Raw genomic sequence first — 26,404 nt, 5'->3', positions numbered from 1 at the left:
CCGTGAGGGGTACAGTCCCGTTCATGACGGCGAATGGACCGGGCATTACCAATTGCGTGAAATGGTTGCTGCGGGCCCGCCCCGGTGACTATGCGCTGGCGTTGAGTGTGGCCGGGGCTTCGCTGCCCGTGGTCGGCAAGCATCTCGAGCCCCTCGGCGGGTTGACCGCCATGGGTGTCTGGGGCGCGCGGCATGCGCCGGAGGCGATCTCCGCGGCGACCAAAGACTGGTTCACCCCCGGCATCAACGACGTCCGGCGCCGTGACCGCGCCAGCACCCAGCAGGTCTCCCTCGCCGCCTTGCGCGGGGTCGTGGCGGCCGCGGATCTCGAGACGGACTGGCCCGTCGCCGAGAAGACACCGCCGATCTGGGATGGCCTGCGCCAGCGCCGCTACCTTTATCGCCGCGCCGTGCACTACGGGGACCACCCCGATCAGGTGCTCGACGTCTGGCGGCGCAAAGACCTGCCCGCACAACCCGCGCCGGTGCTGATCTTTTTGCCGGGCGGCGCCTGGGTGCACGGCAAGTGCATGGGCCAGGGGTCGGCGCTGATGTCCCGGCTCGCCGAGCAGGGCTGGGTGTGCCTGGCGGTCAACTACCGCGTCTCGCCGCACCACCGCTGGCCGCGCCACATCGTCGACGTCAAGACCGCCATCGCGTGGGCGCGCGCCAACGTCGACAAGTTCGGCGGCGACCGGGATTTCGTTGCGGTAGCGGGATGTTCGGCCGGTGGCCACCTGAGCGCGCTGGCCGGCCTGACGCCCGACGACCCGCAGTTCCAGGCGAAGCTGCCCGAGGGCGCGGACACCTCGGTGGACGCCGTCGTCGGGATCTACGGCCGCTACGACTGGGAGGACCGCTCGACGCCGGAGCGCGAGCGGTTCGTCGAATTCCTGGAGCGGGTCGTGGTGAAGAAGTCGATCGCCCGTCGCCCGGACATCTTCCGCGACGCGTCTCCGATCGCGCGCGTGCACCGAAACGCGCCGCCCTTCTTGGTCATTCACGGCAGCAAAGACACCGTGATCCCGGTCGAGCAGGCGCGCAGCTTCGTCGAGCGGCTGCGGGCGGTGTCGCATTCGATGGTCGGCTACCTGGAATTCCCCGGCGCCGGTCACGGCTATGACCTGCTGGACGGCGAGCGAGCCGGCGCCGCGGCGCACGTCACTTCGCTGTTCCTGAACCAGATTTACCGCACCAAGACACGCGTCGGGGCAAAAGAGGTTATCTGAACAGCCACCGCTGAGTATGGTCCCTCTATGGGCAAGGGGCAGGGGTGAAGAGGCTTAGCGGGTGGGACGCCGTACTGCTGTACAGCGAAGCGCCGAACGTGCACATGCACACCATCAAGGCCGCCGTCATCGAGCTGGACGCTGACCGCCGGTCACTGGACGTCGACACCTTTCGTGAAGTCATCGCCGGGCGGCTGAGCAAGCTCGACCCGTTCTGCTACCAGCTCGTCGAGGTGCCCTTCGGCTTCCACCACCCGATGTGGCGGGAGAACTGCGAACTCGACCTGAACTATCACATCCGCCCCTGGCGGGTTTCGCCGCCCGGGGGCCGCCGGGAACTGGACGAGGCCATCGGGCAAATCGCCAGCACCCAGCTCGATCGCAGCCGGCCGCTGTGGGAGATGTACTTCGTGGAGGGCTTGGCCAACAACCGGATTGCGGTCGTCGGCAAAATCCACCACGCCCTTGCCGACGGCGTCGCCTCGGCGAACCTGTTGGCCCGCGGCATGGATCTGCAGCCGGGCCCGGAAGGCAAGCCGTACGTGTGCGACCCGGCCCCCACCTCGCGGCAGCTGATGGTGTCGGCCTTCGCCGATCACATGCGCCATGTCGGGCGACTGCCGCACACCATCCGCTACACCGCCCAAGGTGTTGGGCGGGTGCGCCGCAGCACACGCAAGTTATCCCCGGAGCTGACCCGGCCCTTCGAGCCGCCGCCGACCTTCATGAACCACAAGATCACCCCGGAACGGCGGTTCGCCACCGCCACCCTGGCCCTGGCCGACGTCAAGGAGACCGGCAAGCGGCTCGGGGCGACGATCAACGACATGGTGCTGGCCATGGCGACCGGGGCGCTGCGCACCCTGCTGTTGCGGTACGACGGCAAGGCCGAACCGCTGTTGGCGTCGGTGCCGATGAGTTTCGACTTCTCGCCCGAACGGATCTCGGGCAATCGCTTCACCGGCGTGCTGGTGGGCCTGCCGACCGATTCCGACGATCCGCTGGAGCGGGTGCGGTGCAGCCACGAGAACGCCATCGCCGCCAAGGAAAGCAACCAGCTGATGGGCCCGGAGTTGGTCAGCAGGTGGGCGGCCTACATGCCGCCCCGGCCCACCCAGGCCTTCTTCCGCTGGGCGTCCGGTCGCGACGGACACAACAAGATCCTCAACCTGAACATCTCCAACGTCCCGGGACCGCGCGAGCGCGGCCGGGTGGGCGGGGCGCTGGTCACCGAGATCTATTCGGTGGGGCCGTTGACCGCCGGCAGCGGCCTGAACATCACCGTGTGGAGCTATGTCGACCAGCTCAACATCTCGGTGCTCTGCGACGGGTCCACGCTCGAAGACCCGCACGAGGTTTCCGACGCCATGGTCGCTGACTTCATCGAAATTCGCAGGGCCGCAGGGCTTTCCGAAAAGCTGACGGTCGTCGAGGCGGCGATGGCTCCGGCCTGACCGGGCCGGATCGGTAGCTGATCACCTTCGGCGGTAAGCGGGATCTCGGGGGACGTTAACGCCATTTCCGGCGACCGCTACCATCGGTCCGACAGGAGCTATCCGAATGCCACCCCATTCCCTGAAGGAGCTGTGCGGCCCGTGAGCACTGGGAACGACGACGCCAACGAACCCGAAGTTCTGGTCGAACAACGGGATCGAATCCTCATCATCACGATCAACCGGCCCAAGGCCAAGAACGCGGTCAACTCCGCGGTGGCCAACGGCCTGGCCGCCGCAGTCGACCGGCTCGACAACGAGACCGGCCTGTCGGTCGGCATCGTCACCGGCGCGGGCGGCTCGTTCTGCGCCGGCATGGACCTCAAGGCCTTCGCCCGCGGCGAACTGCCCATCGTCGAGGGTCGTGGCATGGGCTTCACCGAGCGTCCGCCGGTCAAGCCGCTGATCGCGGCGGTGGAGGGCTACGCGCTGGCCGGCGGCACCGAGCTGGCCCTGGCGACCGACCTGATCGTGGCCTCCAAGGACTCGGCGTTCGGCATCCCGGAGGTCAAGCGTGGGCTGGTCGCCGGCGGTGGCGGGCTGCTGCGGCTGCCGCAGCGCATCCCGTCGGCGATCGCCATGGAGCTGGCGCTGACCGGTGAGAACCTGAGCGCGGAGCGTGCGCATGCGCTGGGCATGGTCAATGTGCTGGCCGAACCGGGCGCGGCGCTGGACGCCGCGATCGCGCTGGCCGAAAAGATCGCGGCGAACGGGCCGCTCGCGGTGGCCGCCACCAAGCGGATCATCGTCGAGTCCCGCGGCTGGAGCCCCGACGAGATGTTCGCCGAGCAGAACAAGCTGCTGGCCCCGGTGTTCTCCTCCAACGACGCCAAGGAGGGCGCCATCGCCTTCGCCGAGAAGCGCCCGCCGAAGTGGACCGGCACCTAACCCGCGAGCAGACGCAAAAGCCCCCGCACGCTCGGCGTGTCGGGGGCTTTTGCGTCTGCTCGCGGTACTAAGCCGTCAGATAGCGCTGCACCGTCGGCCCCAGCCAGGCGACCAGGTCCTCGACGGGGGTCGACGCGAGTGGCTCGATCTTCAGCTGGTAGCGCGCGAAAGCCAGGCCGGCCAGGTGGCTGGCCACCAGCTCGACCCGTAGCTCGGCATCGGCCACCCCGAATTCCGCCGCGACCCGCTTGGCGATCGGGCCGGCAAGGCTGCCGTGCAACACCTTTCGCGCCTCGGGGTGGATCGCCGCCGAACGCCACAGCGTCAGGAACGGCTCGAAGACGGCGCCTTCCTCCCAGTGCTCGAGGAAGCGCCGAACCAGCCTTTCGCCGATCCGTTCGGTCCCGTCGTCGAGCAGCGTGGCCAGCTGATGCAACGGGTGCTCGGGACCGGTCAGCGTGGACGCGGTGAACAGGCCTTCCTTGTTGCCGAAAAAGTAGTAGACCATCGCGACGTCCACACCGGCGTCGGCCGCGATCGCTCGGACGGTGGCCCGCTCGTACCCGTCACGCATGAAGCGTTCGCGTGCCGCATCGATGATGCGCTGTCGGTTCAGTTGACCGGTGCGCCACCGGCCCGCGCGCCGCGCTTCTGGCATGCGCGCCAGGATACTTCAACAAGCGTTGGCAAATGCCGACGCGCGGCGTACGTTAGTTGTTGAACGGTAGTTGAAGTATTCGGCGGAGGAGTCTTCCATGGTGACGAGCACGCGCCGACGCCTTTGGTGGCGGCACCTGATGTCTGTCCTGCTGTTCCCGGTAACGGTGACGCTCGTGGTGCCGGCCTTGATCGTCGGCCCGGCCGGCGTCCACGCTCCGCACGTGGACGCCGCGCTGAGGGCCGGGCTGATCACTGCCGGCTGTCTGCTGATCGCCGCCGGCGTGGCCCTGATGATCTGGACGAACGTGCTGTTTGACCGCGTGGGCGAGGGGACGCTTGGGCTGGGCAACGTGATGGGGGAGCCGGTCCATCTGGTCGTGCGGGGCCCGTACCGGCACGTGCGGAACCCGATGATCACCGGTGTGCTGTGCATCCTGCTCGGCGAGGCGGCCGTCATCGCGTCGGTTCCGTTATTGCTCTGGTTCGCAATCTTTTTCACGTTCCAGGCGCTCGCAATTCGGTTCTGGGAGGAGCCCCATCTCGCCGAGCGCTATGGCGGTGAATACGCCGACTATCGAAGCAACGTGCCGCGCTGGATCCCGCGAGTCTCGGCCTGGGAGCCGCCCTCGCGTCGCTGAGTCGGTGGGAAAGCGCGGCCTTGTCATGGGCGCCGACGGACCCGCCCGTGACCAGGGCGCCCGTCGCCCGGCAAGCTCGGCATCGGGGGGCAACCGGGCTGAGTTACACTGCAGGCGAGATCTGTAAAGGGCCGGGAATCCAGAAAGATCGAGGATGAGCATTTCGCTGCTGCTGGAGATGGCCGCGTCGGGCAACGCCGATCGCACGGCCGTGGTGTCCGGGGACCTGCGACTGACGACGCAGCAGCTCAGCGATCTCGCCGACGGTGGCGCGGGGGTGATCGCCGCGTCGAACGCCAGGCACGTCGCGTATGTGGGCACCGGCGGCGCGATGCTGCCCGTGCTGATCTTCGCGGCCGCGCGTGCCGGCGTGCCCTTCACGCCGATCAACTACCGGCTCGCCGCCGACGGCATCCGGGCGCTGATCGAGCGGCTGCCCGAGCCGTTGGTGATCGTCGACGGTCGCTACCGCGACGCCGTCGGCGATGTGTCGGACCGCGTGATCGTGTCCGACGATTTCCTGGAGGCCGCGCGCACCGCCGAACCGGCGGCCGAGTTTCCCGACCCGGACTCCGTGGCGATCGTGCTGTTCACCTCCGGCACCACCTCGCAGCCCAAGGCCGTCGAGCTCTCACACAACAACCTGACCAGTTACATCACCGGAACGGTGGAATTCGGGGCGGCCGAAGAGACCGACGCCGCGCTGATCTGCGTGCCGCCGTACCACATCGCCGGGGTCAGCGCCGCGCTGTCGAATCTGTATGCCGGCCGCAAGATGGTGTACCTGCCCAATTTCGATGCGCGGGAATGGGTTCGGCTGATCAACGCCGAGAACGTGACCACCGCGACGGTGGTGCCGACGATGCTGGACCGCATCATCACCGTGCTGGACAACGGCGACGGGACGGCCGTCGAGCTGCCGTCGCTGCGCAACCTGGCCTACGGCGGGTCCAAGGTCGGTCTGCCGCTGGTGCGCCGCGCGCTCGAACTGCTGCCCAACGTGGGCTTCGTCAACGCTTACGGCCTGACCGAGACCAGCTCGACGATCGCGGTGCTGACGCCCGACGACCATCGCGCCGCGCAGGCGGCGTCGACCCCGGAGGCCGCCCGGCGGCTGGGATCGGTCGGCCAGGCGGTGGCGGGAATCGAGCTGCAGATCCGCGACGAGGCCGGCAACGTGTTGCCGCCGGGTGAGACCGGCGAGCTGTTCGTGCGCGGCGAGCAGGTGTCGGGCCGCTACACCGGCATCGGCTCGGTGCTCGACGAGAACGGCTGGTTTCCCACCAAGGACATCGCCATGCTCGACGACGAGGGCTACCTGTTCATCGGTGGGCGTAGCGACGACACCATCATCCGCGGCGGGGAGAACATCGCGCCCGCCGAGCTGGAAGAGGTCCTGGTCGAGCACCCGCAGGTGCGCGATGTCGCGGTGGTCGGCGTCGAGGATCCGCAGTGGGGCCAGGCGATCGTCGCGGTGGTGGTGCCGGCGGCGGGCACCGACCCCGACCCCGACGAATTGCGCGAATTCGTCCGCAAGAGTTTGCGCGGTTCGCGCACTCCCGACGAGGTAGTGTTTCGCGACGAGCTGCCCACCACCGCGACCGGCAAGGTCTTGCGGCGGGAGATCATCCAGACCCTCACCGGATTGCGCGCCGCACCGGCCCAGCAGTAAGCGATCAAGGACGGAATCAATGATCAAGAACGGAACTCGTCTCGCCAGCCAGGTGTGTGACACCCAGGTGATCGTCGTCAGAAGCGCCGACAGCCTGGACGACTTGCGGTGTGGTGGAGTGCCGATGGTGCCGGTCGGTGGCGAGCGGTCGGGCGAATTGGACCCGGCGTTCGCCGACGGCACGGTCATGGGCAAGCGCTACGTCGACGAGACCGGCGCCGAGGTGCTGGTGACCAAGCCGGGCGCGGGCAGCCTGAGCATCGGGCAGACCGCCCTGCAGCTCAAAGAGGTCAAGCCGCTACCCGCCAGCGACTGAGCGGGTCAGCGCGCGGCGTCCTGTTTACCCGGAATTTTGTTGCGGGCAACGAATTCCTTTGCCTTGATCAGGAATTCGAGCTGCTCACCGATCTGGTGCAGCGGGCCGGCGTTGCGGGTGGAGCGGGAGAGCACGATGGCGCCCTCCAGCGCGGCGATGGACATCACGGCCAGCGAGGCGGCGTCGGCGTCGTCGAAGCCGTCGTTGACGAACGCACGGGTCAGCGCGGTGCACCAGCGGCCCAGGATGGCGCCCGCTTCGGCGGAGAGCTTGGGCCCGTCGTCGTCCGAACAGCCGATCGCCGCCGCCACGACCGGACACCCGGCGGTGAAACCGCCGTCGGTGAGCAGCCGCTCCCAGAACCCGACGAACTCGGCCAGCAACACCCGGGCGCCCCGGCCGGCCGCGTCGTCGATCATGGCGGTGATGGAGTCACCCGAGTAGCGCAGCGCTTCGGTCAGAATCTGGTTGCGGCCGTCGGGAAAGTGGTAGTAGACCGAGCCGCGCGGGGCGCCGCTGCGGGCGAGCACCGCGTCGATGGTCACGCCGGCCGCGCCGCGCTCGCGCATCACCTCGGCGGCGCTGGCCAGCATCTTCGTGCGGGTGCCCCCGCGTTTTGCCCGCGCCTGGTCAGGCGCGGCTTCACCGATAGTCGGCGTGGGCGTACCTCCCATGGCTCGGGTCATGCCGCGTGCGAGTGGCGCAACGCCGGCCAGTGCATATGACGTGGGCTGAAGCGGAATGTGCGGCGCCGCAAGTCTGGCATCTCGCGGGTGTACTGATAGCCGGCGACGTTGAGCTCGATGATCCACATGATGTTCTCCCGGCCTGTGTGCGGCCCTAGAATATGCTATGAACCATATAAGACATCCGTAAATTAAGCAATTTCTCAGGCGAAGTGTGACGCACACCGCACAAATGGCGGGTGGACGGGGCCGCGAACCGCAGCCGCGGATGCATATCGGCCGCAAAAATATGCCCTATTGCATAATGGCTAGAGCTCCGCTGCGCTGGGCGCATGGTCCACCTGAACCGGCCGCACAAACGCAACGCCTTCGATCGTGCGATGCTGACGGAGCTGTTCGAGCATGTAATCGTTCGTCGAACACACCAGGCCCGCTTCGTGACGCGCTAAGACCGGAACGCCGAACGTGCACTCACGGCGAAAAATCGGCAGAAAAAACGCCCTGAGTGCACGTTCGGCAGGTAACGGCCTCAGCCCTCGATGGTGTGGCCCATCGGCATCAGCACGCTCTTTTGCTGGGTGAAGTGCTCGACGCCCTCCGGCCCGTTCTCACGGCCGATGCCGGAGTTCTTGTAACCGCCGAACGGGCAGCACGGGTCGAACGCGTACCAGTTGATGGCGTAGGTCCCGGTGCGGATCTTCTCCGAGACCTCGATGCCGTGTTGCACATCGGCGGTCCACACGCTGCCGGCCAACCCGTACACCGAGTCGTTGGCGATCTTGATCGCGTCCTCTTCGGTGTCATAGGGGATGATCGACAGCACCGGCCCGAAGATCTCTTCCTGGGCGATCGTCATCTTGTTGTCGACGTCGGCGAAAACCGTTGGCTGCACAAAGAATCCGCTGTCCAGGCCCTCCGGGCGGCCGCCGCCGGTCACCAGCCGGGCGCCCTCCTCGATGCCCTTGGCGATGTAGCCCTCGACGCGGGCGCGCTGCTTCTCCGAGATCAGCGAGCCGATCTGGGCGGCCGGGTCCGACGGCAGGCCCACCGGCAGCGCCTGCACGAAAGTGCTTATCGCGTCGACGATTTCGTCATATCGCGAGCGCGGCGCCAGGATGCGGGTCTGGGCCACGCAGGCCTGCCCGGTGTTCATGATTCCGGAGAACACCAGCATCGGGATCGACGCGGCCAGGTCGACGTCCTCGAGCACGATGGCGGCCGACTTTCCGCCCAGCTCCAGGGTGCACGGCTTGAGCATGTCCGCGGCGCGACGGCCGATCTCCTTGCCGACGGCCGAGCTGCCGGTGAAGGAGAAGATGTCGACGTCCGGGTTGGAGGTCAGCGCCTGCCCGGTTTCGATGCCGCCGGGCACCACCGAGAGCACGCCCTCGGGCAGCCCGGCCTCGGCGAAGGCCTCCGCCAAAGCGTTTGCGCTCAGCGGGGTTTCGGCGGCCGGCTTGAGCACCACCGTGCAGCCGGCCAGCAGCGCCGGGCCCAGCTTGTTGACGGCCAGGAACAGCGGCACGTTCCACGCGACGATGGCGCCCACGACGCCGATCGGCTCGCGGTGCACGATGCTCTGCCCGTAGCCGCCGGTGCGGACCTCTTTCCACTTGACCTGGTCGACGGCCGGACCGGCGAAGAAGTTCAGCGCGCCGATCGAGCTCATCCAGTGCATGGTCTCGACGCTGGTCGGCGGCTGGCCGGTCTCGGCGGCGAGCAGCTGGGTGAACTGGTCCTTGCGCTCTTCCATCAGCTTGAGCGCGTTGGCGATCACGGCCGCGCGCTCCTTGGGCGGGGTGGTGGGCCAGGGGCCGTTGTCGAAGGCCGCGCGCGCCGCGGCGACCGCGGCGTCGACGTCGGCGGCCGCGGCCAGCGGCACCTTCCCGACGTATTCACCGGTGGCCGGACAGTGCACCTCGATGACATCGGAGGTGGATGGTTCCGTCCACTTGCCGCCGATGAAAAGCTTGTCGTATTCGGTCTTGCTCTCGGCCATCTGCGCCGCTCCTCCTCATTGCTCCGCGCTGCATCGTCGCCGGCGCGCATGGGCGCCACCCTACCCAAGCCGGGGCAAAACGAGAACACGTTTCACTCTTGGGGTTGCAGGACCAGCACGAGATTGCTGACCAGGAACTCGCGTAGCAGCGGCACCGAGGTCAGCCACCACGCCCATCGTGGGTGGTAGCGGGGAAATGCGGCCAGGGTGGCGCCGGTGCTGATCGCCCAGTCCAAGCCGTCGGCGGCGGACACCTCGAACAACGACGACCCGTAGTTGTTTTTGGGCGGATGGCCGTGTTTGCGGGTGTAGCGCGCGGCGGCCCGGGCACCGCCCAGGTAGTGCGTCAGGCCCATCTCGTGGCCGCCGAAGGGGCCCAGCCAGACGGTGTAGGACAGCACGGCCAGCCCGCCCGGCTTGGTCACCCGCAGCATCTCGGCGCCGAGCTGCCAGGGCCGCGGCACGTGCTCGGCGACGTTGGAGGACAGGCAGATGTCCACGGAGTCGTCGGCGAAGGGCAGCGCCATGCCCGAGGCGCGCACGCACGGCGCCGCCCCGCGGGCGGCGGCCGGCCCGGCGTGCATCTCGCCGGGGTCGGGTTCGACCCCGATATAGCGGATTCCGGCCTCGGTGAAGGCCGTCGCGAAGTAGCCGGGGCCGCCGCCGACGTCCAGCAGCGTGCGCCCGGCCGCGGAGTCGCCGTGGGTGCCGCGCCATAGATCGCCCACCATCGCCGCGGTATCGGCCGCCAGGGCGCCGTAGAACCGGGCCGGATCCGACTGCTCGTGACGAAACTCCGACAGCAGCCGCACCGAGCGGGTCAGCGTCGCCCGGCGCGCGAAGAGGTCGGTGGCGCCCACCGGCCACACCCTACGGATGTGCTGACGTGCCCGGCACGCATCGCCGCCGGTTAGGCTGGCGACCGATGTCTTCCTTGCGCTCCGTGCTGCTGCTGTGCTGGCGCGATACCGGGCACCCGCAGGGCGGCGGCAGCGAAGCCTATTTGCAGCGCATCGGCGCGCAGTTGGCCGCCTCCGGCATCGCCGTCACGTTGCGCACCGCCCGCTATCGCGGCGCGCCGCGCCGCGAGGTGGTCGACGGCGTGCGGATCGACCGCGCCGGCGGTCGGTATTCGGTGTACGTCTGGGCGTTGCTGGCGATGGCCATGGCCCGGCTGGGGCTCGGCCCGCTGCGCAAGGTGCGGCCCGACGTGGTCGTCGACACCCAGAACGGCCTGCCCTTTTTGGCCCGGCTGATCTACGGCCGCCGGGTGGTGGTGCTGGTGCACCACTGCCACCGCGAGCAGTGGCCGGTGGCGGGCCCGGTGCTCGGCCGGCTCGGCTGGTTCGTCGAGTCGACGCTGTCGCCGCGGGTGAACCGGCACAACCAGTACGTGACGGTGTCGCTGCCGTCCGCGCGCGACCTGGTCACCCTGGGCGTCGACGGCGCCCGTATCGCGGTGGTGCGCAACGGCCTCGACCGGGCTCCGGCGCAATCCTTGACCGGCCCCCGCTCGGCGGCGCCGCGCGTGGTGGTGCTGTCGCGGCTGGTGCCGCACAAGCAGATCGAGGACGCCCTGGAGGCGGTCGCGCGGCTGTTGCCGCGGATACCGGGTCTGCACCTGGACATCGTCGGCGACGGCTGGTGGCGCGACCGGCTCGTCGAGCACGCGCAGCGGCTCGGCATCTGCTCGTCGGTGACCTTCCACGGCCACGTCGACGACCTCACCAAACACCATGTCCTGCAAGGGGCTTGGGTGCATCTGCTGCCCTCCCGCAAGGAGGGCTGGGGCCTGGCCGTCGTCGAGGCGGCCCAGCATGGGGTGCCGACCATCGGCTACCGATCCTCGGGCGGCCTGTCGGACTCGATCGTCGACGAGGTGACCGGGATCCTGGTGGACAGCCACGCCGAGCTGGTGGATCGGCTCGAAGAACTGCTCGCCGATCCGGTGCTGCGCGATCAACTGGGCGCCAAGGCGCACACCCGCAGTGGCGAATTCTCCTGGACGCAAAGCGCCGACGCGATGTGCGGCGTGCTGGAAGCGGTGCAAGCCGGCCGCACGGTCAATGGGCTAGTCACCGGGCCGGGCTGAGCGGGTGCGGCGCCGCCACGCGCCGATCACCGCGCCGGCGCCCCCGCCCAGCAGCAGCGCCAACCACGCCAGATGGGCGATCACCGTCACGGTCCGCTGCCCGGCGGCCACCGGGGCGGTCCGCCCGCCGATCCGGTAGAGGGCGATCTCGCGGTCCCGATAGACCGGCGCCAGCGCCCCCAGGGTGCGGGCGGCCGACCCCATGTCGCCGGCGCTGTCGGATTCGACCACCAGCCAGGCCACGCCGGCCGCGGCCAGCGCCGCCGGGTCGGGGCCGGACAGCAGCAGCTGCTGCACGGCCCGGGCGTGCACGCCCTCGCCGGCGATGGTGGTCCCCGAGATCACCAGGTCACCGGTGCTCAGCACGTCGGCGCGCACCCAGCGGGGCAGCGGATCCAACACCGGTGCCGCGCCCGACCAGGAGAACAGCCGCATGGTGCCGGCGGGTAACACCGCTATCGATCCTGGCTGCGCATTGACCGCCGCGGCGACGGCCGTCCAGCCGCGCGGATAGCGCACGGGCGCCACCTTGCCGAACACTCCCCAGCCCAGGTCCGGTAGCGCCAGCAGCAGCGCCAGGCAGCAGACCAGCGCCGGGGCGGCGGCCCCAGGGAGTCGCAGTCGGCGGCGCAGCGTCACCACCGCGCCGGCGCCCGCCAGCGCGTAGCCGGGCATCGCCAGCGCCACCCACTTCTGGCCGTCGCGTAGCACCCCGAAGCCGGGCACGGTGTCGACCACCGTGCCCAGCACCGCCACCCCGGGGCCGGTCGCCAGGGCCGCCGGGATCAGCACCGACACGGCGGCCAGCACCAGCAGCGGCACCGCCACCGGGCGCCGGACGACCGTCGGCAGGCCCGCGGCCACCACGCCCAACAGCACCACCGCCGAGAACACCGCGAAAAGCGTGGTGCGCGAACCGGGTACGGCGTCGCCGTTCCAGATGCCGCCGAGGCTGACCAGGCTGCCCAGGGTGCCCAGGCCGGGCTCGGCGCGCGGGGCGAACGCCTCCACCCCCAGCCGGTTGGCCGCGGTGTGGGCGGTCAGCGACGAGCCCATCACCGACGCCGTCAACCACGGCAGCGCCGCCACCAGGGCGGCGCCCAACGCCGTCGCGGCGCACCACCGGCGCGGCCGGCCGCTACCGGGCACCACCACGCAGGCCAGCGCCACCGTCGCGGCGAGCAGCAGCCCGGTCGGGGTCAGCCCGGCGAGCGCGATCCAGAACGCCAGCCCCAAGGGCCCGAACCGGCTCGAGGTCGGTGCCGTCCGCAGCGTGACCATCGCGGCCGCCACCCAGGGCAGGCAGCCGTAACCGACCAGCAGGCTCCAATGCCCTTGCAGAAGCCGTTCCGCGACATAGGGATTCCAGATCGCGACGGTGGTGGCGACGAACTGGCCGGGCGCGCCCGCGCAGGGCAGCGTGACCGCGACCAGCCGGGCCGCGCCCCATCCCGCCAGCCACAGCCCGGCCACCAGCAGCGCCTTGACCACGACGCCGCCGTCGACCAGCTGGGAGGCCAGCGCCACCGCGAAGTCCTGGGGGGTGGCGCGCGGCGCCGACGTCAGCCCCAGCGCGGTATCGGACAGATAGGACCGCGGCGTCGACACCGCGTCGCGCAGCAGCAGGTATCCGGGCGCCAGGAGCGGCCCGACCACCAGCAGCGCCAAGACCAGTGCGTACCCGGGTCGGGTCCAGCGCACGGTTAACGCATCCGGGCCGGGCTATTCCCGGTCGTGCGTGCCGGGCGGGTGGGATTCTGTGTGCCCCGCCTCGGTGGGCTCATCCGGGCCGGGCGGGTCGGAGCCGGGCGGACCGGTCTCCTGGCGCGCCTCGGGCCGTTGGGTGGGCAGCTTCTCGGTCTCGGCCTCGGCGCCGGGCACCGGTTCCTCCAGGCCGCTGCGGCCGAAGAAGTCCTGGTCGCCACGGTCCAGGCCGGGGTCGGTCAGCGCGCTCTCGCTGCGCAGGCTGAACGACGCGAGCAGCCCCCCGCCGATCAGCGCGATCAGACCGACCGCGGTGAAGGTGATCGGCAGGACGCGCGACCACAGCGCCAGCCGGTCGCGCTCGTCGCGGGCGGCGTTCACCTGGGATTCGACGGTGTCCTGGTTCGAGGTGACCTTGTAGTCGGCCAGCGTGAGCTCCGGCTTGAGCGGATCGCGGGCGAAGTAGTGATCGGCGTGCTCGGTCTGTTTGACGATGGTGCCCGACACCGGGTCCACCCAGAAGGTGCGCTGCGCCGCGTAGTAGCGGGTCATGGTGATCTGTTCGTTCGGGTCACCGCCCTGCACGCCCCACATCGCCGCCGACGTGGTCTGCTTGGCATCCTCGTTGCCCGCCAACAGCGACGGGTAGGCCACCGGGGCCACCAGCTTGCCGTCGGCGTTGTAGCCGACGTTCTGGGTGAACTTGTACGTGGTCAGCCCGTTGACGTCTTCCTGGGTGTCGTAGTTGACGTCGAACGCCTTCTGCGCGATCGGATCGAAGTAGGGGTAGGTCTTCTTCTCGGTGTGGAACGGGAACCGGTAGGACAGCCCGTCGTGGCGCAGCGGCATCGCGGTGGGCGGGTTCTCGTCGTTGACGGCACGCGGCTTCTGGACCGAACCGCCGGCGTGGGTGTCGTCGGAGACGGCCAGCGCGGTCTTGCGGTTGAGCGTGACGGTGTCGACGATCGCCAGCAGCAGCCCGCTGTCCTTCTGCTTGTCCGTGCGCCGCAACGAACTTCCGACCTGCAGCGTGACCACGTCGGAGTTGGCGGGCGACTCGACGCTGATCTGCTGCTGGGAGACCAGCGGCACGTTCTGGTTGACGATGACGTGGTCGGTCGACAACGACGCGGAGTCCAGTGCGGTCCCGGTGCCGTCACCGATCAGCGTGGCGTCGATGTTCAGGGGCACCTTGGTGATCCTGCTGGTGGTGTACGTCGTCAAAAGCAGCGCGGCGATCAGCAGGGCGGCTCCGAGTCCGATGATCCCGCATGCGGCGAACCGCAACATGACTGCTCGGTTCACGTCGCTGTGCCCTCCTCAATTTCCTTGCTTCATCAGCCGCGACCCGACCCGAGCAGGCAAGCCCGGGGCAAACTCGTTTGACCCTAACAGCAGAAAGTAAGGCAGCGACTTACGAACCTGTTGCTCGCGCGGACGGGTCCTTCGGGTGTACCGAATGGCCGGACCACACGGCACAGGCAAACTGTGGTGGTGAGCGATGACCAGCGGGCGGGCGGGGTGCGCAGCTTCCTGCCGGCCGTGGAAGGCATGCGCGCCTGCGCGGCCATGGGCGTGGTGGTCACGCACGTCGCGTTCCAGACCGGACACTCCAGCGGCGCCACCGGCAGGCTGTTCGGCCGCTTCGACCTGGCCGTGGCGGTGTTCTTTGCGCTGTCGGGTTTTCTGTTGTGGCGCGGGCATGCCGCGGCGGCACGGGGTTTGGGGTCGCGTCCGGCCACCGGGCACTACCTGCGGTCGCGGGTGGTCCGCATCATGCCCGCCTATGTGGTCGCCGTGGTCGTGATCCTGACGCTGTTGCCCGACGCCGACCACGCCAGCCCGACGGTGTGGCTGGCCAACCTGACGCTCACCCAGATTTATGTGCCGTTGACGCTGACCGGCGGGCTGACCCAGATGTGGAGCCTGTCGGTCGAGGTCAGCTTTTATCTGGCGCTGCCGGTTCTCGCGCTGCTGGCCCGCCGCCTGCCGGTGCGGGGCCGGGTACCGGCGATCGCCGCGCTGGGCGCGCTGAGCTGGGCGTGGGGGTGGCTCTTCGCGGCCGACTCGGCCTCGGGTATCAATCCGCTGAACTGGCCGCCGGCGTTCTTCTCCTGGTTCGCCGCCGGCATGCTGCTGGCCGAGTGGGTGCACAGCGGGATCGGGCTGCCACACCGGATTGCGCGCCGGCGGTTGGTGATGGCGGCCGTCGCGGTGGTCGCCTACCTGATCGCGGCGTCGCCGCTGGCGGGTCCCGAAGGTCTGGTGCCCGGCACCCCGGCTCAGTTCGCGGTGAAGACCGCGATGGGCTCTGTGGTGGCCTTCGCGCTGGTCGCCCCGCTGGTGCTGGATCGGGTGGACACCGCGCATCGCATCTTGGGGACGACCGCCATGGTGACGTTGGGCCGCTGGTCCTACGGGTTGTTCGTGTGGCATCTGGCGGCGTTGGCGATGGTGTTTCCGGTGCTCGGGACGTTCCCGTTCACTGGCCGCATGCCCACGGTGCTGGTGCTGACGCTGATCTTCGGTTTCGCGATCGCCGCGGTCAGCTATGCGCTTGTCGAGTCGCCGTGCCGAGAAGCGTTGCGCCGCTGGGAGAAACGAGAGAAGCCGGCCGAGACGGCTCAGGATGTCGACGCCGAGGCCGACGCGATCGCGCCGTGAGCCCGCCCGGACGGCCACCTGAATTCCCCTCCGATGCGGTACCGAAGGTCTCGAAACCTCTTTTTTGGGTAACCCCGAGTGTGAGAGAGCGGCGGGTCGCGGGTGCCGGAAGCGGCAAGGTGACGAAGTCGCTTCGGTCCAGGAGAGGCGTTCGACAATGGACAACGACACGATCGCGGCACGGCCGATGGCGGACACGCCACACGAGGAGTTGCGTCCTGGCGAGCGTCCGCTCTCGCCGGATGACGATCCCTTCTACCAACCGCCGCCGGGTTATGAACAGGCTGAATGTGGCACCGTGCTGCGCTCGCGCACCGTCGAGTTGGGCTTCCTGGGCCTGCTGCCGCAAAGCTTCACGGCCACCCAACTCCTCTACCGCAGCACGAACCTGCATGACGATCCCGAGGTCGCCGTGACCACTTTGTTGCTGCCGGAACAGCGCGATCCGCGGTGTCCGGTGTTGTCGTATCAGTGCGCTATCGATGCGGTGGCGTCGCAGTGTTTCCCGTCGTACGCGCTGCGCCGCGGCGCCGGGGCGATCGGCGCGTTCACGCAGGCGGAGTTCCTGCTGGTGGCGGCGGCACTGGCCGAAGGGTGGGCGGTCTCGGTGCCCGACCACGAGGGCTGTCACGGCATGTGGGGCGCACCCCGCGAGCCGGGATACCGCATTCTCGACGGTGTCCGGGCGGCCCTGAATTGCGAACGCCTGGGCTTGTCCCCGTCCGCCCCGGTGGGTTTGTGGGGTTATTCGGGCGGTGGTTTCGCCTCCGCGTGGGCGGCCGAGGCGGCCGCCCGCTACGCGCCGGAACTCAATATCGTCGGCGCGGTGCTCGGCTCACCGGTCGCCGACCCGGAAAGCGTCGCGCGCCGCCTCAACGGGTCGTTTTTCGCCGGACTCGCCGCGCTGATGATCGCGGCGCTGACGGAGGTGTTCCCGGAAGCGCAGCGGGTCGTCATCGAGCACGCCACCGAGGAGGGCAGGGCGGTGCTGAACGAATTGCGGAAGCTGACCACCGCGGGCGCGGTTCGGCGGCTGCGCAACGCAGACATCGGCTCCTACGTCGACATCTCCACCGACGAACTGTGGGACCTGCCGGAGGTGCGCCACATCTTCGACGAAACCAGGCTCGGCAGAACCCCACCCGAACTGCCCCTGCTGGTGATCCAGGCGGTGCACGACAGGATCATCAGTGTCGACGACATCGATGAGCTCGTCGCGACGTATGGCGCGGCGGGGGTGGCGGTCACCTATCACCGCGATCGATTCTGCGGTCACCTGCTGCTGCACCCGCTGTCCTCGCCGATGGCCCTCAGGTGGCTGCGCGACCGGTTCACCGGACGCCCGATCGACGAAAACAGGACCCGGACGGTGTGGCCGACCCTGTTCAACCCGTCGACCTACCTCGGCATGCTGAAGCTCGGCGCGATCACGGCCAAGGTGATCTTGGGACGGCCGGTCCGGTCCCGTCCGCTCTCCAAATCCGACGCGGCGTAGCGGCTCGCCGGGTCATCCCGCAGCAGGCCTGAGCCGGAGGCGGGCCTCCTAACCGGGCGCGGCTTCGATGACGCAGAGCGGCCCCGCCGTCTGCACCACGCGCTGCAGCCGGAAGCCGCCCCGCCGGAGTAGATCGGTCCACTGCTTGAGATCGCGTTCCAATGCGCCCGCCATCACCAGCATCTCCATATCGGCGTAGTGGCCGAGGAATTCGCGGTCGTGGTCGGGGACCACCATCTCCAGCAGCAGCAGCTTCGCGCCCGCAGGGGCCGCGGCTTTGATGGTGCCGAGGATCGCGATGGCTTTGTCATCGGGCCAGTCGTGGATGACGTTCTTCATCACATAGGCGTCAGCGACTGGCACGCTTTCGAAGAACGACCCGCCCGTCACCGTGACTCGGTCGGCGACGCCGTGCGCGGCCAACACAGGTGGTGCTCCCTCGACTGCCTCGGGGAGGTCGAACAGCACGCCGCGGGCGTTGGGGGCGGCGGCGAGAAGGGACGACAGTAACCGGCCGTGGCCGCCACCGATATCGGCGATGACGCCGAAGTTGCTGAAGTCGTACGCCGCGACCGCCGCAGCCTCCAACACTGACGACGTGGAGGTCATGGCGTTGTTGAAGATCTCCGCGAACTCGGGGTTGTCCCGGAGATAGTCGAAGATGTCCTTGCCGAACACTTTCGGGGGATTCGGCTCTCCGGTGCGCACCGCATCGGCCAGCCGTGTCCAGTTCGCTCGATGTTGCGGGGAGCCGAAGAACAGGGCAGTCCCATGCGTCGAGATCGGCGAGTCGGTGCGCAACGTGTCGGCCAGCGCGTTCAGCGCGAAACGGCCGTCGCGACGCCTGCGAAACACGCCGCGGCTGATCAGCAACCGCATGAGCCGCGCCACGCTGTCCGGGTCGGCCCCGATGCGGCGCGCCAACTCCTCGTTGGTCAACGGGCCCGCAGCCAGCGCGTCGGCAATGCCCAATTGCGCGGATGCCGAGATGGCCTGCGACAGAAAGGCCCCGAAGAGGATTTCGATGACCGCGATCGGCGGGGGTGCCAGTCTCTGGTATAGCCGCCCCACGTGATGACGGACTCGCTCGACCGCCCGAGCCACCCGGGCGGGCGGCAGTCTCGGGGTTGATGTCGGTGACTTAGACGGCATCGTTCTCCAGTACCTGGTCATTACAGACGATTACAGACTCGAAAAAACAAGTATTCCTGCTGGAGCATCTTCGCGCGGCCCAAGCTTGATTTAAATGCACTGTCGTATGCGTTGATCGCCGAATGCGGCTCATGGCGGCCCTAGACCAGTGCGGGTCAGCTGGCCTCCGCGGTCGACAAGCGCTCGATGATCTGGGCCCGCACCGCCGAGCGGCGGGCCTTGCCGGCGTCGTCGCGCAACGGGGTGTCGACGAACTCGACGGTGTGCGGCACCTTGTACCCCGCCACATGCTCGCGCAGAAACTCTTGCACGCCAACGCAATCCAGGTTCGAACCGTCGATCGGGTGCACGAGTGCGTATGGCACCTGGCCGAGATCCTCGTGGGGGACTCCGACGACCAGACACGACAGCACGTCCGGGTGCGCCGAGAGCGCGTTCTCGATCTCGGCGGGGTAGACGTTGCGGCCCCCGACGGTGAACATGTCGACCCGCCGGTCCGAGAGATACAGGAAGCCGTCGGCATCGAAATAGCCGAGATCGCCCAGCGAGTCCCAGCCGTCGCGGCTTTTCGCCGTGGCGCCGACATAGCGGTAGGTGGGCGCGCTGTCCGGGCCGGGCCGCATGTAGATCTCGCCGACCACGCCGGGCGGGCAGGGGTTGCCGTCGTCGTCGAGCACCTTCATCTCGCCGGCCACCACCAGGCCAACCGAGCCGCGGTGCGCCAGCCACTGGTCTCCGGAGATGAATGTCAGCGCCTGTAATTCGGTGCCGCCGTAGAGCTCCCAGACTTTCTCCGCGCCCAGCAGGTCGATCCACGCCTGCTTGATGGCCGGGGGACAGGGCGCGCCCAGGTGCCAGAACCGCCGAATCGAGGACAGGTCGTAGGCTTCCGGGTTGGCCTGGTAGACCGGCAGCGTCCGCTGCATGATCGTCGGCACCGTCGTCAAAAAGGTGACGCGATGGTCGGCGATCAGCCGGAGAAACCGCTCGGGGTCGAACCGGCTCATCAACACCAGGTGATGGCGCATCAGCAACGCGATGGTCGCGGTGGTGAAACCGGTGTTGTGGCTCAACGGCACCGGCACCAGAGTGGTGTCGCCCTCCTGGGCGCCCAGCGGGTAGCCGATCGCCGCCGGTATCCGGCTATCGCCGCCGGATTCGATCAGCTTGGGCCGCCCGGTGCTGCCCCCGGATCCCATCGCCTTCCACACCGGTGACACCGCCTCGGGCAGCGCCTCATCCGACAACGCCGGATCGGGCTCGAAACCCGTTGGCACGCTGGGGATCTGATGATGCTCGCGGCCGACCAGCAGGGCGGGTGGGCGCAAGTCCAGCAGTCCCTGCAGCTCCGCGTCGGGCAACCGGGCGGACAACGGCTGGGGCACCGCGCCTAGCTTCCAGCACGCCACCGCGGCCTGTATCCACTCGACCGAATTCGGCAGCACCATCGTCACGTAGTCGCCGACGCCCACCCCGAGTTCCGCGTAGGCGCGGGCCAACCGATTCGTCGAACGGTCGAGCTCGGCCCGGGTCAGGGTGGTGCCGTCGCAGGTGACCGCCGGTTCGTCGGGGGCGAGTGCGGCCAGCGCCGAAATCTGGGAACCGATCGGCGGGATCGGCTCACTCATAAGCGCCCTGCCGCTCGAAGATGCGGCGCGGATTGTCCACCAGCATCGTGTGCAGCTGCTCGTCGGTGACGCCGCGCTCCTTGAGCGCCGGGATGACGTCGTTGTGGATGTGCAGGTAGTGCCAGTTCGGCAGCATCTGCGACCCCAGCTCCTCCGGGATCGCATCGAAGTAACAGTTGGCGTCGTGCGAAAGCACCATCTTGTCGGCGTGTCCCCGCTCGCACATCTGCACCACCGTGTTCACCCGATCCTCGAAGGGCAGGAACGCGTCGATGCCGAAGCGGTCCATCCCGAGGTAGGAGCCGGCGGCGATCAGCTCCTCGAGGTAGCCGATGTCGGTGCTGTCGCCGGAGTGACCGATCACCACCCGGCTCAGGTCGACGCCCTCCTCTTCGAAGATGCGTTGCTGCTCGAGCCCGCGCCGCAGCCCCGCGTGGGTGTGCGTCGAGATCGGCACGCCGGTGCGCTTGTGCGCCTGGGCGACCGCGCGCAGCACCCGCTCGACGCCCGGTGTGACGCCGGGTTCGTCGGTGGCGCATTTGAGGATCCCGGCCTTGATGCCGGTGTCGGCGATGCCCTGCTCGATGTCGCGGACGAACATGTCGGTCATGATCTCCGGCCCGCCCGCCAGCGCGCCCGGGCCGAGGTAGTGAAAGTACATCGGCACGTCGTTGTAGGTGTAAAGCCCAGTCGCCACAACGATATTCAGCTCGGTGGCCGCCGCGACCCGGGCGATGCGCGGGATGTAGCGGCCCAGGCCGATCACGGTGAGATCGACGATGGTGTCCACCCCGCGGGCCTTGAGCTCGTTGAGCCGTTTGATGGCGTCGGCCACCCGCTGTTCTTCGTCGCCCCACGCTTCGGGGTAGTTCTCCGCGATCTCGGTGGTCATGATGAACACGTGCTCATGCATGAGGGTGACGCCTAGCGCAGCGGTATCGATGGACCCGCGAGCGGTATTGAGTTCTGACACGCCACTGATGCTAGGTCGACTAACACCCGACCAACAGGGTCGTTTTATTCCAGGCAGCCCCCGGGGGCCGCGCCATTGCAGTACCGTCACCCTCGTCTTCGTCGAGAACCCGCTGGGAGTCACGTCATGTTGCTCAATCCCAACCACTTGCAACGCCAGTACCCAGACCGCCGCTCGGGGGAGATCATGGCCGCCACGGTGGACTTCTTCGAATCCCGCGGCAAGGCCAGGCTGAAGTCCGACGACCACGAACGGGTCTGGTACTCGGACTTTTTGGAGCACGTCGGCCGGGAGCGCATCTTCGCGTCGCTGCTGACACCGTCGGCCTATGGGGCCGATGATTGCCGCTGGGACACCTACCGGATCAGTGCGTTCGCCGAGATCGTCGGCTTCTACGGGCTCAACTACTGGTATCCCTTCCAGGTCACCGCCCTGGGCCTGGGGCCGATCTGGATGAGCGCCAACTCCGACGCCAAGCGCAAGGCCGCCGCGCTGCTCGAGGCCGGCGAGGTCTTCGCGTTCGGCTTGTCGGAGCAGACGCACGGCGCGGACGTCTACCAGACCGACATGAACCTGACGCCTTCCGAGGCGGGTTGGGTCGCCAACGGCGAAAAGTACTACATCGGCAACGCCAACGTGGCCCGGATGGTGTCCACCTTCGGCAAGTTCGACGACACCGACGAGTACGTGTTCTTCGCCGCCGACTCTCAGCACGAGCGCTACCGGTTGATCAAGAACGTGGTGAACTCGCAGAACTTCGTCGCCAACTACGCGCTGCGCGACTACCCGGTGACCGAGGCCGACATCCTGCACCGCGGGCCCGAGGCGTTCCACGCGGCGCTCAACACCGTCAACGTCTGCAAGTACAACCTCGGCTGGGGCGCGGTCGGGATGTGTACCCACGCGATGTACGAGGCGGTCACCCACGCCTCCAACCGCATCCTGTACGGGACGGTGGTCACCGACTTCACCCATGTGCGGCGGCTGCTCACCGACGCCTACGCGCGGTTGGTCGCGATGCGGATGGTCGCCACCCGCGCCTGCGACTACATGCGCAGCGCGTCGGCCTCCGACCGCCGCTACCTGCTGTACAGCCCGCTCACCAAGGCGAAGATCACCAGCGAGGGCGAACGCGTCATCGCCGCGCTGTGGGACGTCATCGCCGCCAAGGGCGTGGAGAAGGACACCATCTTCGAGGCGATGACCCGCGAAATCGGTTTGCTCCCAAGGCTGGAAGGCACCGTCCACATCAACATCGGGCTGCTCGGCAAGTTCATGCCCAATTTCCTGTTTGCGCCGAACGCCGACTTGCCGTTGATCGGGCGTCGCGATGACGCCGCCGACGACACCTTCCTGTTCAACCAGGGCCCCACCGGCGGGCTGGGCAAGGTGCGCTTCCACGATTGGCGCGCGCCGTTCGACCGCTTCGGGCACCTGCCCAACGTCGCGCTGCTGCGCTCGCAGATCGACGTGTTGGCCGACATGCTGGCCGGCGCGACGCCGGATGCCGCGCAGCAGAAAGACATCGACTTCGCCTTCGCCGTCGGGCAGTTGTTCGCCACCGTGCCCTACGCCCAGCTCATCCTGGAGGAGGCCGGGCTGTCGGGCGTCGACGAGGGACTGATCGACGAGATCTTCGCCGTGCTGGTCCGCGACTTCAACGCGTACGCCGTCGAGCTGGGCGACAAGCCGGCGACGACGGACGCGCAGGCCCGCTTCGCGATGCGGATGATCCGTCGCCCCGCCCACGACCCGTCGCGCTACGACCAGCTGTGGAAAGAGCACATCGCGCCCATCAACGGCGCGTATCAGATGCGGCCGTAGGGCCGGCGTCGCTCGTCGAGCGCCCGGCCAGCCGGGCGCGGGGCTGCGAGCGCCCGTCCAACGGGGCGCTCGGGGGGAAGTTAGTTTCACGTTGGGCTGCGAGCGTGAAGTTGGTTGCACGTGGGGCCGCCGGAACCCCTTGACTGTGACGCAGATCACCGTAATATGACCAGTGGTCATTGAGGTGAGGAGTTTGCATTGCCGACGGTCACCTGGGCGCGCGTCGATCCCGCCCGTCGCGCCGCGATCATCGAAGCCGCGGAGGCGGAGTTCGGGGCGCACGGGTTCTCCCGGGGCAGCCTGAACGTCATCGCGCGCCGCGCTGGGGTCGCCAAGGGCAGCCTGTTCCAGTACTTCGCCGACAAGCGCGACCTGTATGCGTTCATCGCCGACATCGGCAGCCAGCGGGTGCGGGCTTACATGGAGGACCGCATCCGCGAGCTGGATCCGAGCCGGCCGTTCTTCGACTTCCTGACCGACTGGCTCGACGCGTGGGTGGCCTACTTCGCCGACCACCCGCACGAACGGGCGCTGCACGCCGCGGCGACCCTGGAAGTCGACACCGAGGCCCGGGTCAGCGTGCAGAACGTCATCCACCGGCACTACCTGGAGGTGATGCGCCCGCTGGTGCGCGACGCGCAGCTGCGCGGCGACCTACGTGCGGATTCCGACACCGACGCGCTGCTGTCGTTGCTGCTGTTGATCTTTCCGCACCTGGCGCTGGCGCCCTACATGCGCGGCCTGGATCCGATTCTCGGGCTCGACGAGCCCACCCCGGAGCAGCCGGCGCTGGCCGTGCGCAGGCTCGTCGCGGTGCTGGCCGCCGCGTTCTCGACCGCGCCGAAATCCGCGCCGATCAGCCCAGCCCCCAAACGATCTGAGGAGGTCACATGAATCGCACCCGAATCGCCTCGATGGCACAGGGCGGCCTCAACTGGGACAGCTTGCCGCTCAAGCTCTTTGCGGGCGGCAACGCGAAATTCTGGAATCCGGCCGACATCGACTTCTCCCGCGATCGCGAGGACTGGGAGCGGCTCACCGACGACGAACGCAGCTATGCGACCCGGCTGTGCGCCGAGTTCATCGCCGGCGAGGAGTCGGTGACCCAGGACATCCAGCCGTTCATGGCCGCGATGCGGGCCGAAGGCCGGCTCGGCGACGAGATGTATCTGACGCAGTTCGCCTTCGAGGAGGCCAAGCACGTCCAGGTGTTCCGCATGTGGCTCGACGCCGTCGGCATCACCGAGGACCTGCACTACTACCTCGACGACGTGCCCACCTACCGCACGATCTTCTATGAGGAACTGCCGGACTGTCTGAACGCGCTGACGGTCGATCCGTCGCCGGCCGCCCAGGTCCGCGCGTCGGTGACCTACAACCACATGGTCGAAGGCATGCTGGCGCTGACCGGCTACTTCGGCTGGCACAAGATCTGCGTGGAGCGCGGCATCCTGCCCGGCATGCAGGAGCTGGTGCGTCGCATCGGCGACGACGAGCGACGCCACATGGCCTGGGGCACCTTCACCTGCCGGCGCCACGTGGCCGCCGACGACGCCAACTGGGGCGTCTTCGAGACCCGGATGAACGAGCTGATGCCGCTGGGCCTGCGCCTGATCGAGGAGGGCTTCGCCCTCTACGACCCGATGCCCTTCGGCCTGTCGGTGGACGAGTTCATGGCTTACGCCTCCGATAAGGGGATGCGGCGCTTCGGCACCATCTCCAGCGCGCGCGGGCGCCCGCTCAGCGAGATCGACCTCGACTACTCGCCGGTCCAGCTCGAGGACACCTTCGCCGAGGAGGACGAGAAGCTGCTGGCTGGGGTGTGACGGCGGCGGCCCGAGCTCACTCGACCTTGTCGTCGCCCGACGAGGAGCCGCTCTCGGGTTCCCCGACCCACACGGTCTTGGCGTTGACGAACGCGCGGATGCCCAGGCCCGCGAGCTCGCGGCCGTAGCCCGACCGCTTGACGCCGCCGAATCCCAACTCCGGGTAGGACACCGTCATCCCGTTGATGAAGACCTGGCCAGCCTCGATGTCGTCGATGAAGCGCTGCTGCTCGGCCTCGTCGTTGGTCCAGGCGTTGGATCCCAGGCCGAAGGTGGTGGCGTTGGCGATCTCGATGGCTTCGTCGATGTCGGCTGCCCGGTACATCGACGCGACGGGGCCGAACACCTCCTCGGTGTAGAGGGCCATGTCCTTGGTGATGTCGGTGACGACGGTCGGCGGGTAGTACCACCCCGGCCGGTCGATGGGCTTGCCGCCGAGGCGGATTTTGGCGCCCGCCGCGGCGGCGTCGTCGACCTGCTTGGCGATCTCGTCGCGGCCCGACTCGGTCGCCAGTGGGCCCACGTCGGTGTCCGGGTCGGTCGGGTCGCCGACGGTCAGCGCCTCCATCTGCTCGGTGAACTTGTCGACGAACGCGTCGTAGATGTCGGTGTGCACGATGAACCGCTTTGCGGCGATGCACGATTGGCCGTTGTTCTGCACCCGGGCGGTGACCGCGGTCTTGGCGGCCTCGTCGAGGTTCGCCGACGGCATCACGATGAACGGGTCGCTGCCGCCGAGCTCGAGCACGGTCGGCTTGATCTCGTCGCCGGCGATGGCCGCCACGGACTGGCCGGCCGGTTCGCTACCGGTCAGGGTCGCCGCCGCCACCCGCGGATCGCGCAGGATGCGCTCGACCGCGCTGGAGGAGACGAGCAGGGTTTGGAAACACCCCTCGGGGAAGCCGCCGCGCGCGATGACGTCGGCGAGGTACAGCGCGGACTGCGGCACGTTCGACGCGTGCTTGAGGATCCCGACGTTGCCGGCCATCAGCGCCGGTGCGGCGAACCGGACGGCCTGCCAAAGCGGGAAGTTCCACGGCATCACCGCCAGCACCACCCCGAGCGGTTGATAGCGCGTGTAGGCCTGCTTCGCGCCCACCGCCTTGGCGTCGGCCGGTTCGTCGGCCAGCAGCTGCTCGGCGTTTTGGGCGTAGTAGCGAAAACCCTTGGCGCACTTCAGCGCTTCCGCCTTGGCCGACTTCAGGGTCTTGCCCATCTCCAGCGTCATCATGGCGGCGACGTCGTCGGCCTCCGCCTCCAGCAGGTCGGCGGTCGCGTTTGCCCACTCGGCCCGCTGGGCAAACGTGGTGTTGTGGCGGTAATCGAGGAAGCGTTCGTAGGCACGGGCAATCGCGGCGTCGACTTCCTGGTCGGTGGCCGGGGTGAAGGTCTTCACTGTCTCGCCGGTAGCCGGGTTAATGGTGGCGATGGGCACGTCGGCCCTCCTTCATCGGGTTCGTGTTGC

At 68.5% G+C, this 26,404-nt stretch carries 23 protein-coding genes; 12 read left to right on the top strand and 11 right to left on the bottom strand.

Annotated features, from left to right (window positions below):
* Positions 1-23 precede the first annotated feature (23 nt).
* The 3 genes from A5624_RS11070 to A5624_RS11060 all read left to right on the top strand — a co-directional run bounded on the left by A5624_RS11070 (position 24) and on the right by A5624_RS11060 (position 3,610).
* Positions 24-1,229, top strand: a complete 1,206-nt coding sequence (locus A5624_RS11070; protein ID WP_066866021.1) for an alpha/beta hydrolase — start codon at positions 24-26, stop codon at positions 1,227-1,229.
* 44 nt (positions 1,230-1,273) lie between these two features.
* Positions 1,274-2,683, top strand: a complete 1,410-nt coding sequence (locus A5624_RS11065; RefSeq protein WP_066866019.1) for a wax ester/triacylglycerol synthase family O-acyltransferase — start codon at positions 1,274-1,276, stop codon at positions 2,681-2,683.
* 132 nt (positions 2,684-2,815) lie between these two features.
* Positions 2,816-3,610 (top strand): crotonase/enoyl-CoA hydratase family protein, encoded by a 795-nt coding sequence (locus A5624_RS11060; protein WP_369806937.1) that lies wholly within the window; start codon positions 2,816-2,818, stop codon positions 3,608-3,610.
* Between the two features lie 67 nt (positions 3,611-3,677).
* On the opposite strand, the gene A5624_RS11055 is transcribed toward A5624_RS11060, so the two are convergent.
* On the bottom strand, positions 3,678-4,268 hold the full coding sequence (locus A5624_RS11055) for a TetR/AcrR family transcriptional regulator (RefSeq protein ID WP_066866014.1): 591 nt from the start codon (positions 4,266-4,268) through the stop codon (positions 3,678-3,680).
* 97 nt (positions 4,269-4,365) lie between these two features.
* On the opposite strand from A5624_RS11055, the gene A5624_RS11050 reads away from it, so the two are divergent.
* The 3 genes from A5624_RS11050 (at position 4,366) to A5624_RS11040 (ending at position 6,896) form a co-directional block, all read left to right on the top strand.
* A complete protein-coding gene (locus A5624_RS11050; protein WP_066866012.1) occupies positions 4,366-4,908 on the top strand; it encodes an isoprenylcysteine carboxylmethyltransferase family protein in 543 nt (180 codons plus the stop codon).
* Positions 4,909-5,062: 154 nt separating this feature from the next.
* A complete protein-coding gene (locus A5624_RS11045; protein ID WP_066866010.1) occupies positions 5,063-6,580 on the top strand; it encodes a class I adenylate-forming enzyme family protein in 1,518 nt (505 codons plus the stop codon).
* A gap of 19 nt (positions 6,581-6,599) precedes the next feature.
* Positions 6,600-6,896 carry a hypothetical protein gene (locus tag A5624_RS11040; RefSeq protein WP_066866008.1) on the top strand — a complete coding sequence of 99 codons (297 nt, stop codon included), beginning with the start codon at positions 6,600-6,602 and terminating at the stop codon, positions 6,894-6,896.
* A 5-nt stretch (positions 6,897-6,901) separates the two neighbouring features.
* Here the strand turns inward: A5624_RS11040 and A5624_RS11035 are convergent, their stop codons facing one another.
* From A5624_RS11035 to A5624_RS11025, 4 genes are all read right to left on the bottom strand, one after another.
* Positions 6,902-7,570, bottom strand: coding sequence for a TetR/AcrR family transcriptional regulator (locus A5624_RS11035; RefSeq protein ID WP_232002243.1), 669 nt, complete (start codon positions 7,568-7,570; stop codon positions 6,902-6,904).
* Positions 7,571-7,578: 8 nt separating this feature from the next.
* Positions 7,579-7,710, bottom strand: coding sequence for a hypothetical protein (locus tag A5624_RS29275; protein ID WP_255361682.1), 132 nt, complete (start codon positions 7,708-7,710; stop codon positions 7,579-7,581).
* A 401-nt stretch (positions 7,711-8,111) separates the two neighbouring features.
* Positions 8,112-9,581 carry an aldehyde dehydrogenase gene (locus tag A5624_RS11030; RefSeq protein ID WP_066866004.1) on the bottom strand — a complete coding sequence of 490 codons (1,470 nt, stop codon included), beginning with the start codon at positions 9,579-9,581 and terminating at the stop codon, positions 8,112-8,114.
* Between the two features lie 92 nt (positions 9,582-9,673).
* Entirely contained in the window at positions 9,674-10,441 is a 768-nt protein-coding gene (locus A5624_RS11025; protein ID WP_066866057.1) for a class I SAM-dependent methyltransferase, read from the bottom strand.
* Between the two features lie 65 nt (positions 10,442-10,506).
* On the opposite strand from A5624_RS11025, the gene A5624_RS11020 reads away from it, so the two are divergent.
* Positions 10,507-11,673, top strand: a complete 1,167-nt coding sequence (locus A5624_RS11020; RefSeq protein ID WP_066866001.1) for a glycosyltransferase family 4 protein — start codon at positions 10,507-10,509, stop codon at positions 11,671-11,673.
* Here A5624_RS11020 and A5624_RS11015 read toward each other — a convergent pair.
* Both A5624_RS11015 and A5624_RS11010 read right to left on the bottom strand, forming a co-directional pair.
* Positions 11,653-13,374 carry a hypothetical protein gene (locus A5624_RS11015; protein WP_066865998.1) on the bottom strand — a complete coding sequence of 574 codons (1,722 nt, stop codon included), beginning with the start codon at positions 13,372-13,374 and terminating at the stop codon, positions 11,653-11,655. The two genes, A5624_RS11020 and A5624_RS11015, sit on opposite strands and share 21 nt — an antisense overlap.
* A gap of 21 nt (positions 13,375-13,395) precedes the next feature.
* Positions 13,396-14,682, bottom strand: coding sequence for a DUF3068 domain-containing protein (locus tag A5624_RS11010; RefSeq protein WP_197505177.1), 1,287 nt, complete (start codon positions 14,680-14,682; stop codon positions 13,396-13,398).
* Positions 14,683-14,865: 183 nt separating this feature from the next.
* Between A5624_RS11010 and A5624_RS11005 the strand changes: the two genes are divergently transcribed.
* Both A5624_RS11005 and A5624_RS11000 read left to right on the top strand, forming a co-directional pair.
* Positions 14,866-16,041, top strand: coding sequence for an acyltransferase (locus A5624_RS11005; RefSeq protein WP_066865992.1), 1,176 nt, complete (start codon positions 14,866-14,868; stop codon positions 16,039-16,041).
* 157 nt (positions 16,042-16,198) lie between these two features.
* Positions 16,199-17,536 (top strand): lipase family protein, encoded by a 1,338-nt coding sequence (locus tag A5624_RS11000; RefSeq protein WP_066865989.1) that lies wholly within the window; start codon positions 16,199-16,201, stop codon positions 17,534-17,536.
* A gap of 48 nt (positions 17,537-17,584) precedes the next feature.
* Here the strand turns inward: A5624_RS11000 and A5624_RS10995 are convergent, their stop codons facing one another.
* The 3 genes from A5624_RS10995 to A5624_RS10985 all read right to left on the bottom strand — a co-directional run bounded on the left by A5624_RS10995 (position 17,585) and on the right by A5624_RS10985 (position 21,289).
* Positions 17,585-18,607: a methyltransferase gene (locus A5624_RS10995; protein ID WP_066865986.1), complete on the bottom strand. Its 1,023-nt coding sequence runs from the start codon at positions 18,605-18,607 to the stop codon at positions 17,585-17,587.
* Between the two features lie 236 nt (positions 18,608-18,843).
* Complete coding sequence (locus A5624_RS10990) at positions 18,844-20,316, bottom strand: AMP-binding protein (RefSeq protein ID WP_066865983.1); 1,473 nt, start codon at positions 20,314-20,316, stop codon at positions 18,844-18,846.
* Positions 20,309-21,289 (bottom strand): phosphotriesterase, encoded by a 981-nt coding sequence (locus A5624_RS10985; protein ID WP_066865981.1) that lies wholly within the window; start codon positions 21,287-21,289, stop codon positions 20,309-20,311. The genes A5624_RS10990 and A5624_RS10985 overlap by 8 nt, the downstream gene beginning before the upstream one ends.
* Positions 21,290-21,415: 126 nt before the next feature.
* Here A5624_RS10985 and A5624_RS10980 point away from each other — a divergent pair, with 126 nt between their 5' ends.
* From A5624_RS10980 to A5624_RS10970, 3 genes are all read left to right on the top strand, one after another.
* Positions 21,416-23,113 (top strand): acyl-CoA dehydrogenase family protein, encoded by a 1,698-nt coding sequence (locus A5624_RS10980; protein ID WP_066865977.1) that lies wholly within the window; start codon positions 21,416-21,418, stop codon positions 23,111-23,113.
* A 198-nt stretch (positions 23,114-23,311) separates the two neighbouring features.
* A complete protein-coding gene (locus tag A5624_RS10975; RefSeq protein WP_066865973.1) occupies positions 23,312-24,007 on the top strand; it encodes a TetR/AcrR family transcriptional regulator in 696 nt (231 codons plus the stop codon).
* On the top strand, positions 24,004-24,939 hold the full coding sequence (locus A5624_RS10970) for a R2-like ligand-binding oxidase (protein WP_066865970.1): 936 nt from the start codon (positions 24,004-24,006) through the stop codon (positions 24,937-24,939). The genes A5624_RS10975 and A5624_RS10970 overlap by 4 nt, the downstream gene beginning before the upstream one ends.
* Positions 24,940-24,955: 16 nt before the next feature.
* Here the strand turns inward: A5624_RS10970 and A5624_RS10965 are convergent, their stop codons facing one another.
* The gene (locus tag A5624_RS10965; protein ID WP_066865967.1) at positions 24,956-26,374 is read right to left on the bottom strand and encodes an NADP-dependent succinic semialdehyde dehydrogenase; all 1,419 of its coding nucleotides are present in this window, start codon (positions 26,372-26,374) and stop codon (positions 24,956-24,958) included.
* Between the last annotated feature and the right edge of the window lie 30 nt (positions 26,375-26,404).

Origin of the sequence: Mycobacterium sp. 1482292.6, from assembly GCF_001672995.1 — a bacterium.
Taxonomy (GTDB): Bacteria; Actinomycetota; Actinomycetes; order Mycobacteriales; family Mycobacteriaceae; genus Mycobacterium; species Mycobacterium europaeum_A.
The sequence above is the reverse complement of the archived record's forward strand: the minus strand, read 5'-3'. Positions and strand labels throughout refer to the sequence as shown.

Bases quoted from the DNA above. Each gene is read 5' to 3' on its own strand.
- A5624_RS11070 (WP_066866021.1), top strand. From the start codon at position 24: ATGACGGCGAATGGACCGGGCATTACCAATTGCGTGAAATGGTTGCTG.
- A5624_RS11055 (WP_066866014.1), bottom strand. From the start codon at position 4,268: ATGCCAGAAGCGCGGCGCGCGGGCCGGTGGCGCACCGGTCAACTGAAC.
- A5624_RS11050 (WP_066866012.1), top strand. From the start codon at position 4,366: ATGGTGACGAGCACGCGCCGACGCCTTTGGTGGCGGCACCTGATGTCT.
- A5624_RS11045 (WP_066866010.1), top strand. From the start codon at position 5,063: ATGAGCATTTCGCTGCTGCTGGAGATGGCCGCGTCGGGCAACGCCGAT.
- A5624_RS11040 (WP_066866008.1), top strand. From the start codon at position 6,600: ATGATCAAGAACGGAACTCGTCTCGCCAGCCAGGTGTGTGACACCCAG.
- A5624_RS11035 (WP_232002243.1), bottom strand. From the start codon at position 7,570: ATGGGAGGTACGCCCACGCCGACTATCGGTGAAGCCGCGCCTGACCAG.
- A5624_RS29275 (WP_255361682.1), bottom strand. From the start codon at position 7,710: ATGTGGATCATCGAGCTCAACGTCGCCGGCTATCAGTACACCCGCGAG.
- A5624_RS11030 (WP_066866004.1), bottom strand. From the start codon at position 9,581: ATGGCCGAGAGCAAGACCGAATACGACAAGCTTTTCATCGGCGGCAAG.
- A5624_RS11020 (WP_066866001.1), top strand. From the start codon at position 10,507: ATGTCTTCCTTGCGCTCCGTGCTGCTGCTGTGCTGGCGCGATACCGGG.
- A5624_RS11000 (WP_066865989.1), top strand. From the start codon at position 16,199: ATGGACAACGACACGATCGCGGCACGGCCGATGGCGGACACGCCACAC.
- A5624_RS10990 (WP_066865983.1), bottom strand. From the start codon at position 20,316: ATGAGTGAGCCGATCCCGCCGATCGGTTCCCAGATTTCGGCGCTGGCC.
- A5624_RS10980 (WP_066865977.1), top strand. From the start codon at position 21,416: ATGTTGCTCAATCCCAACCACTTGCAACGCCAGTACCCAGACCGCCGC.
- A5624_RS10970 (WP_066865970.1), top strand. From the start codon at position 24,004: ATGAATCGCACCCGAATCGCCTCGATGGCACAGGGCGGCCTCAACTGG.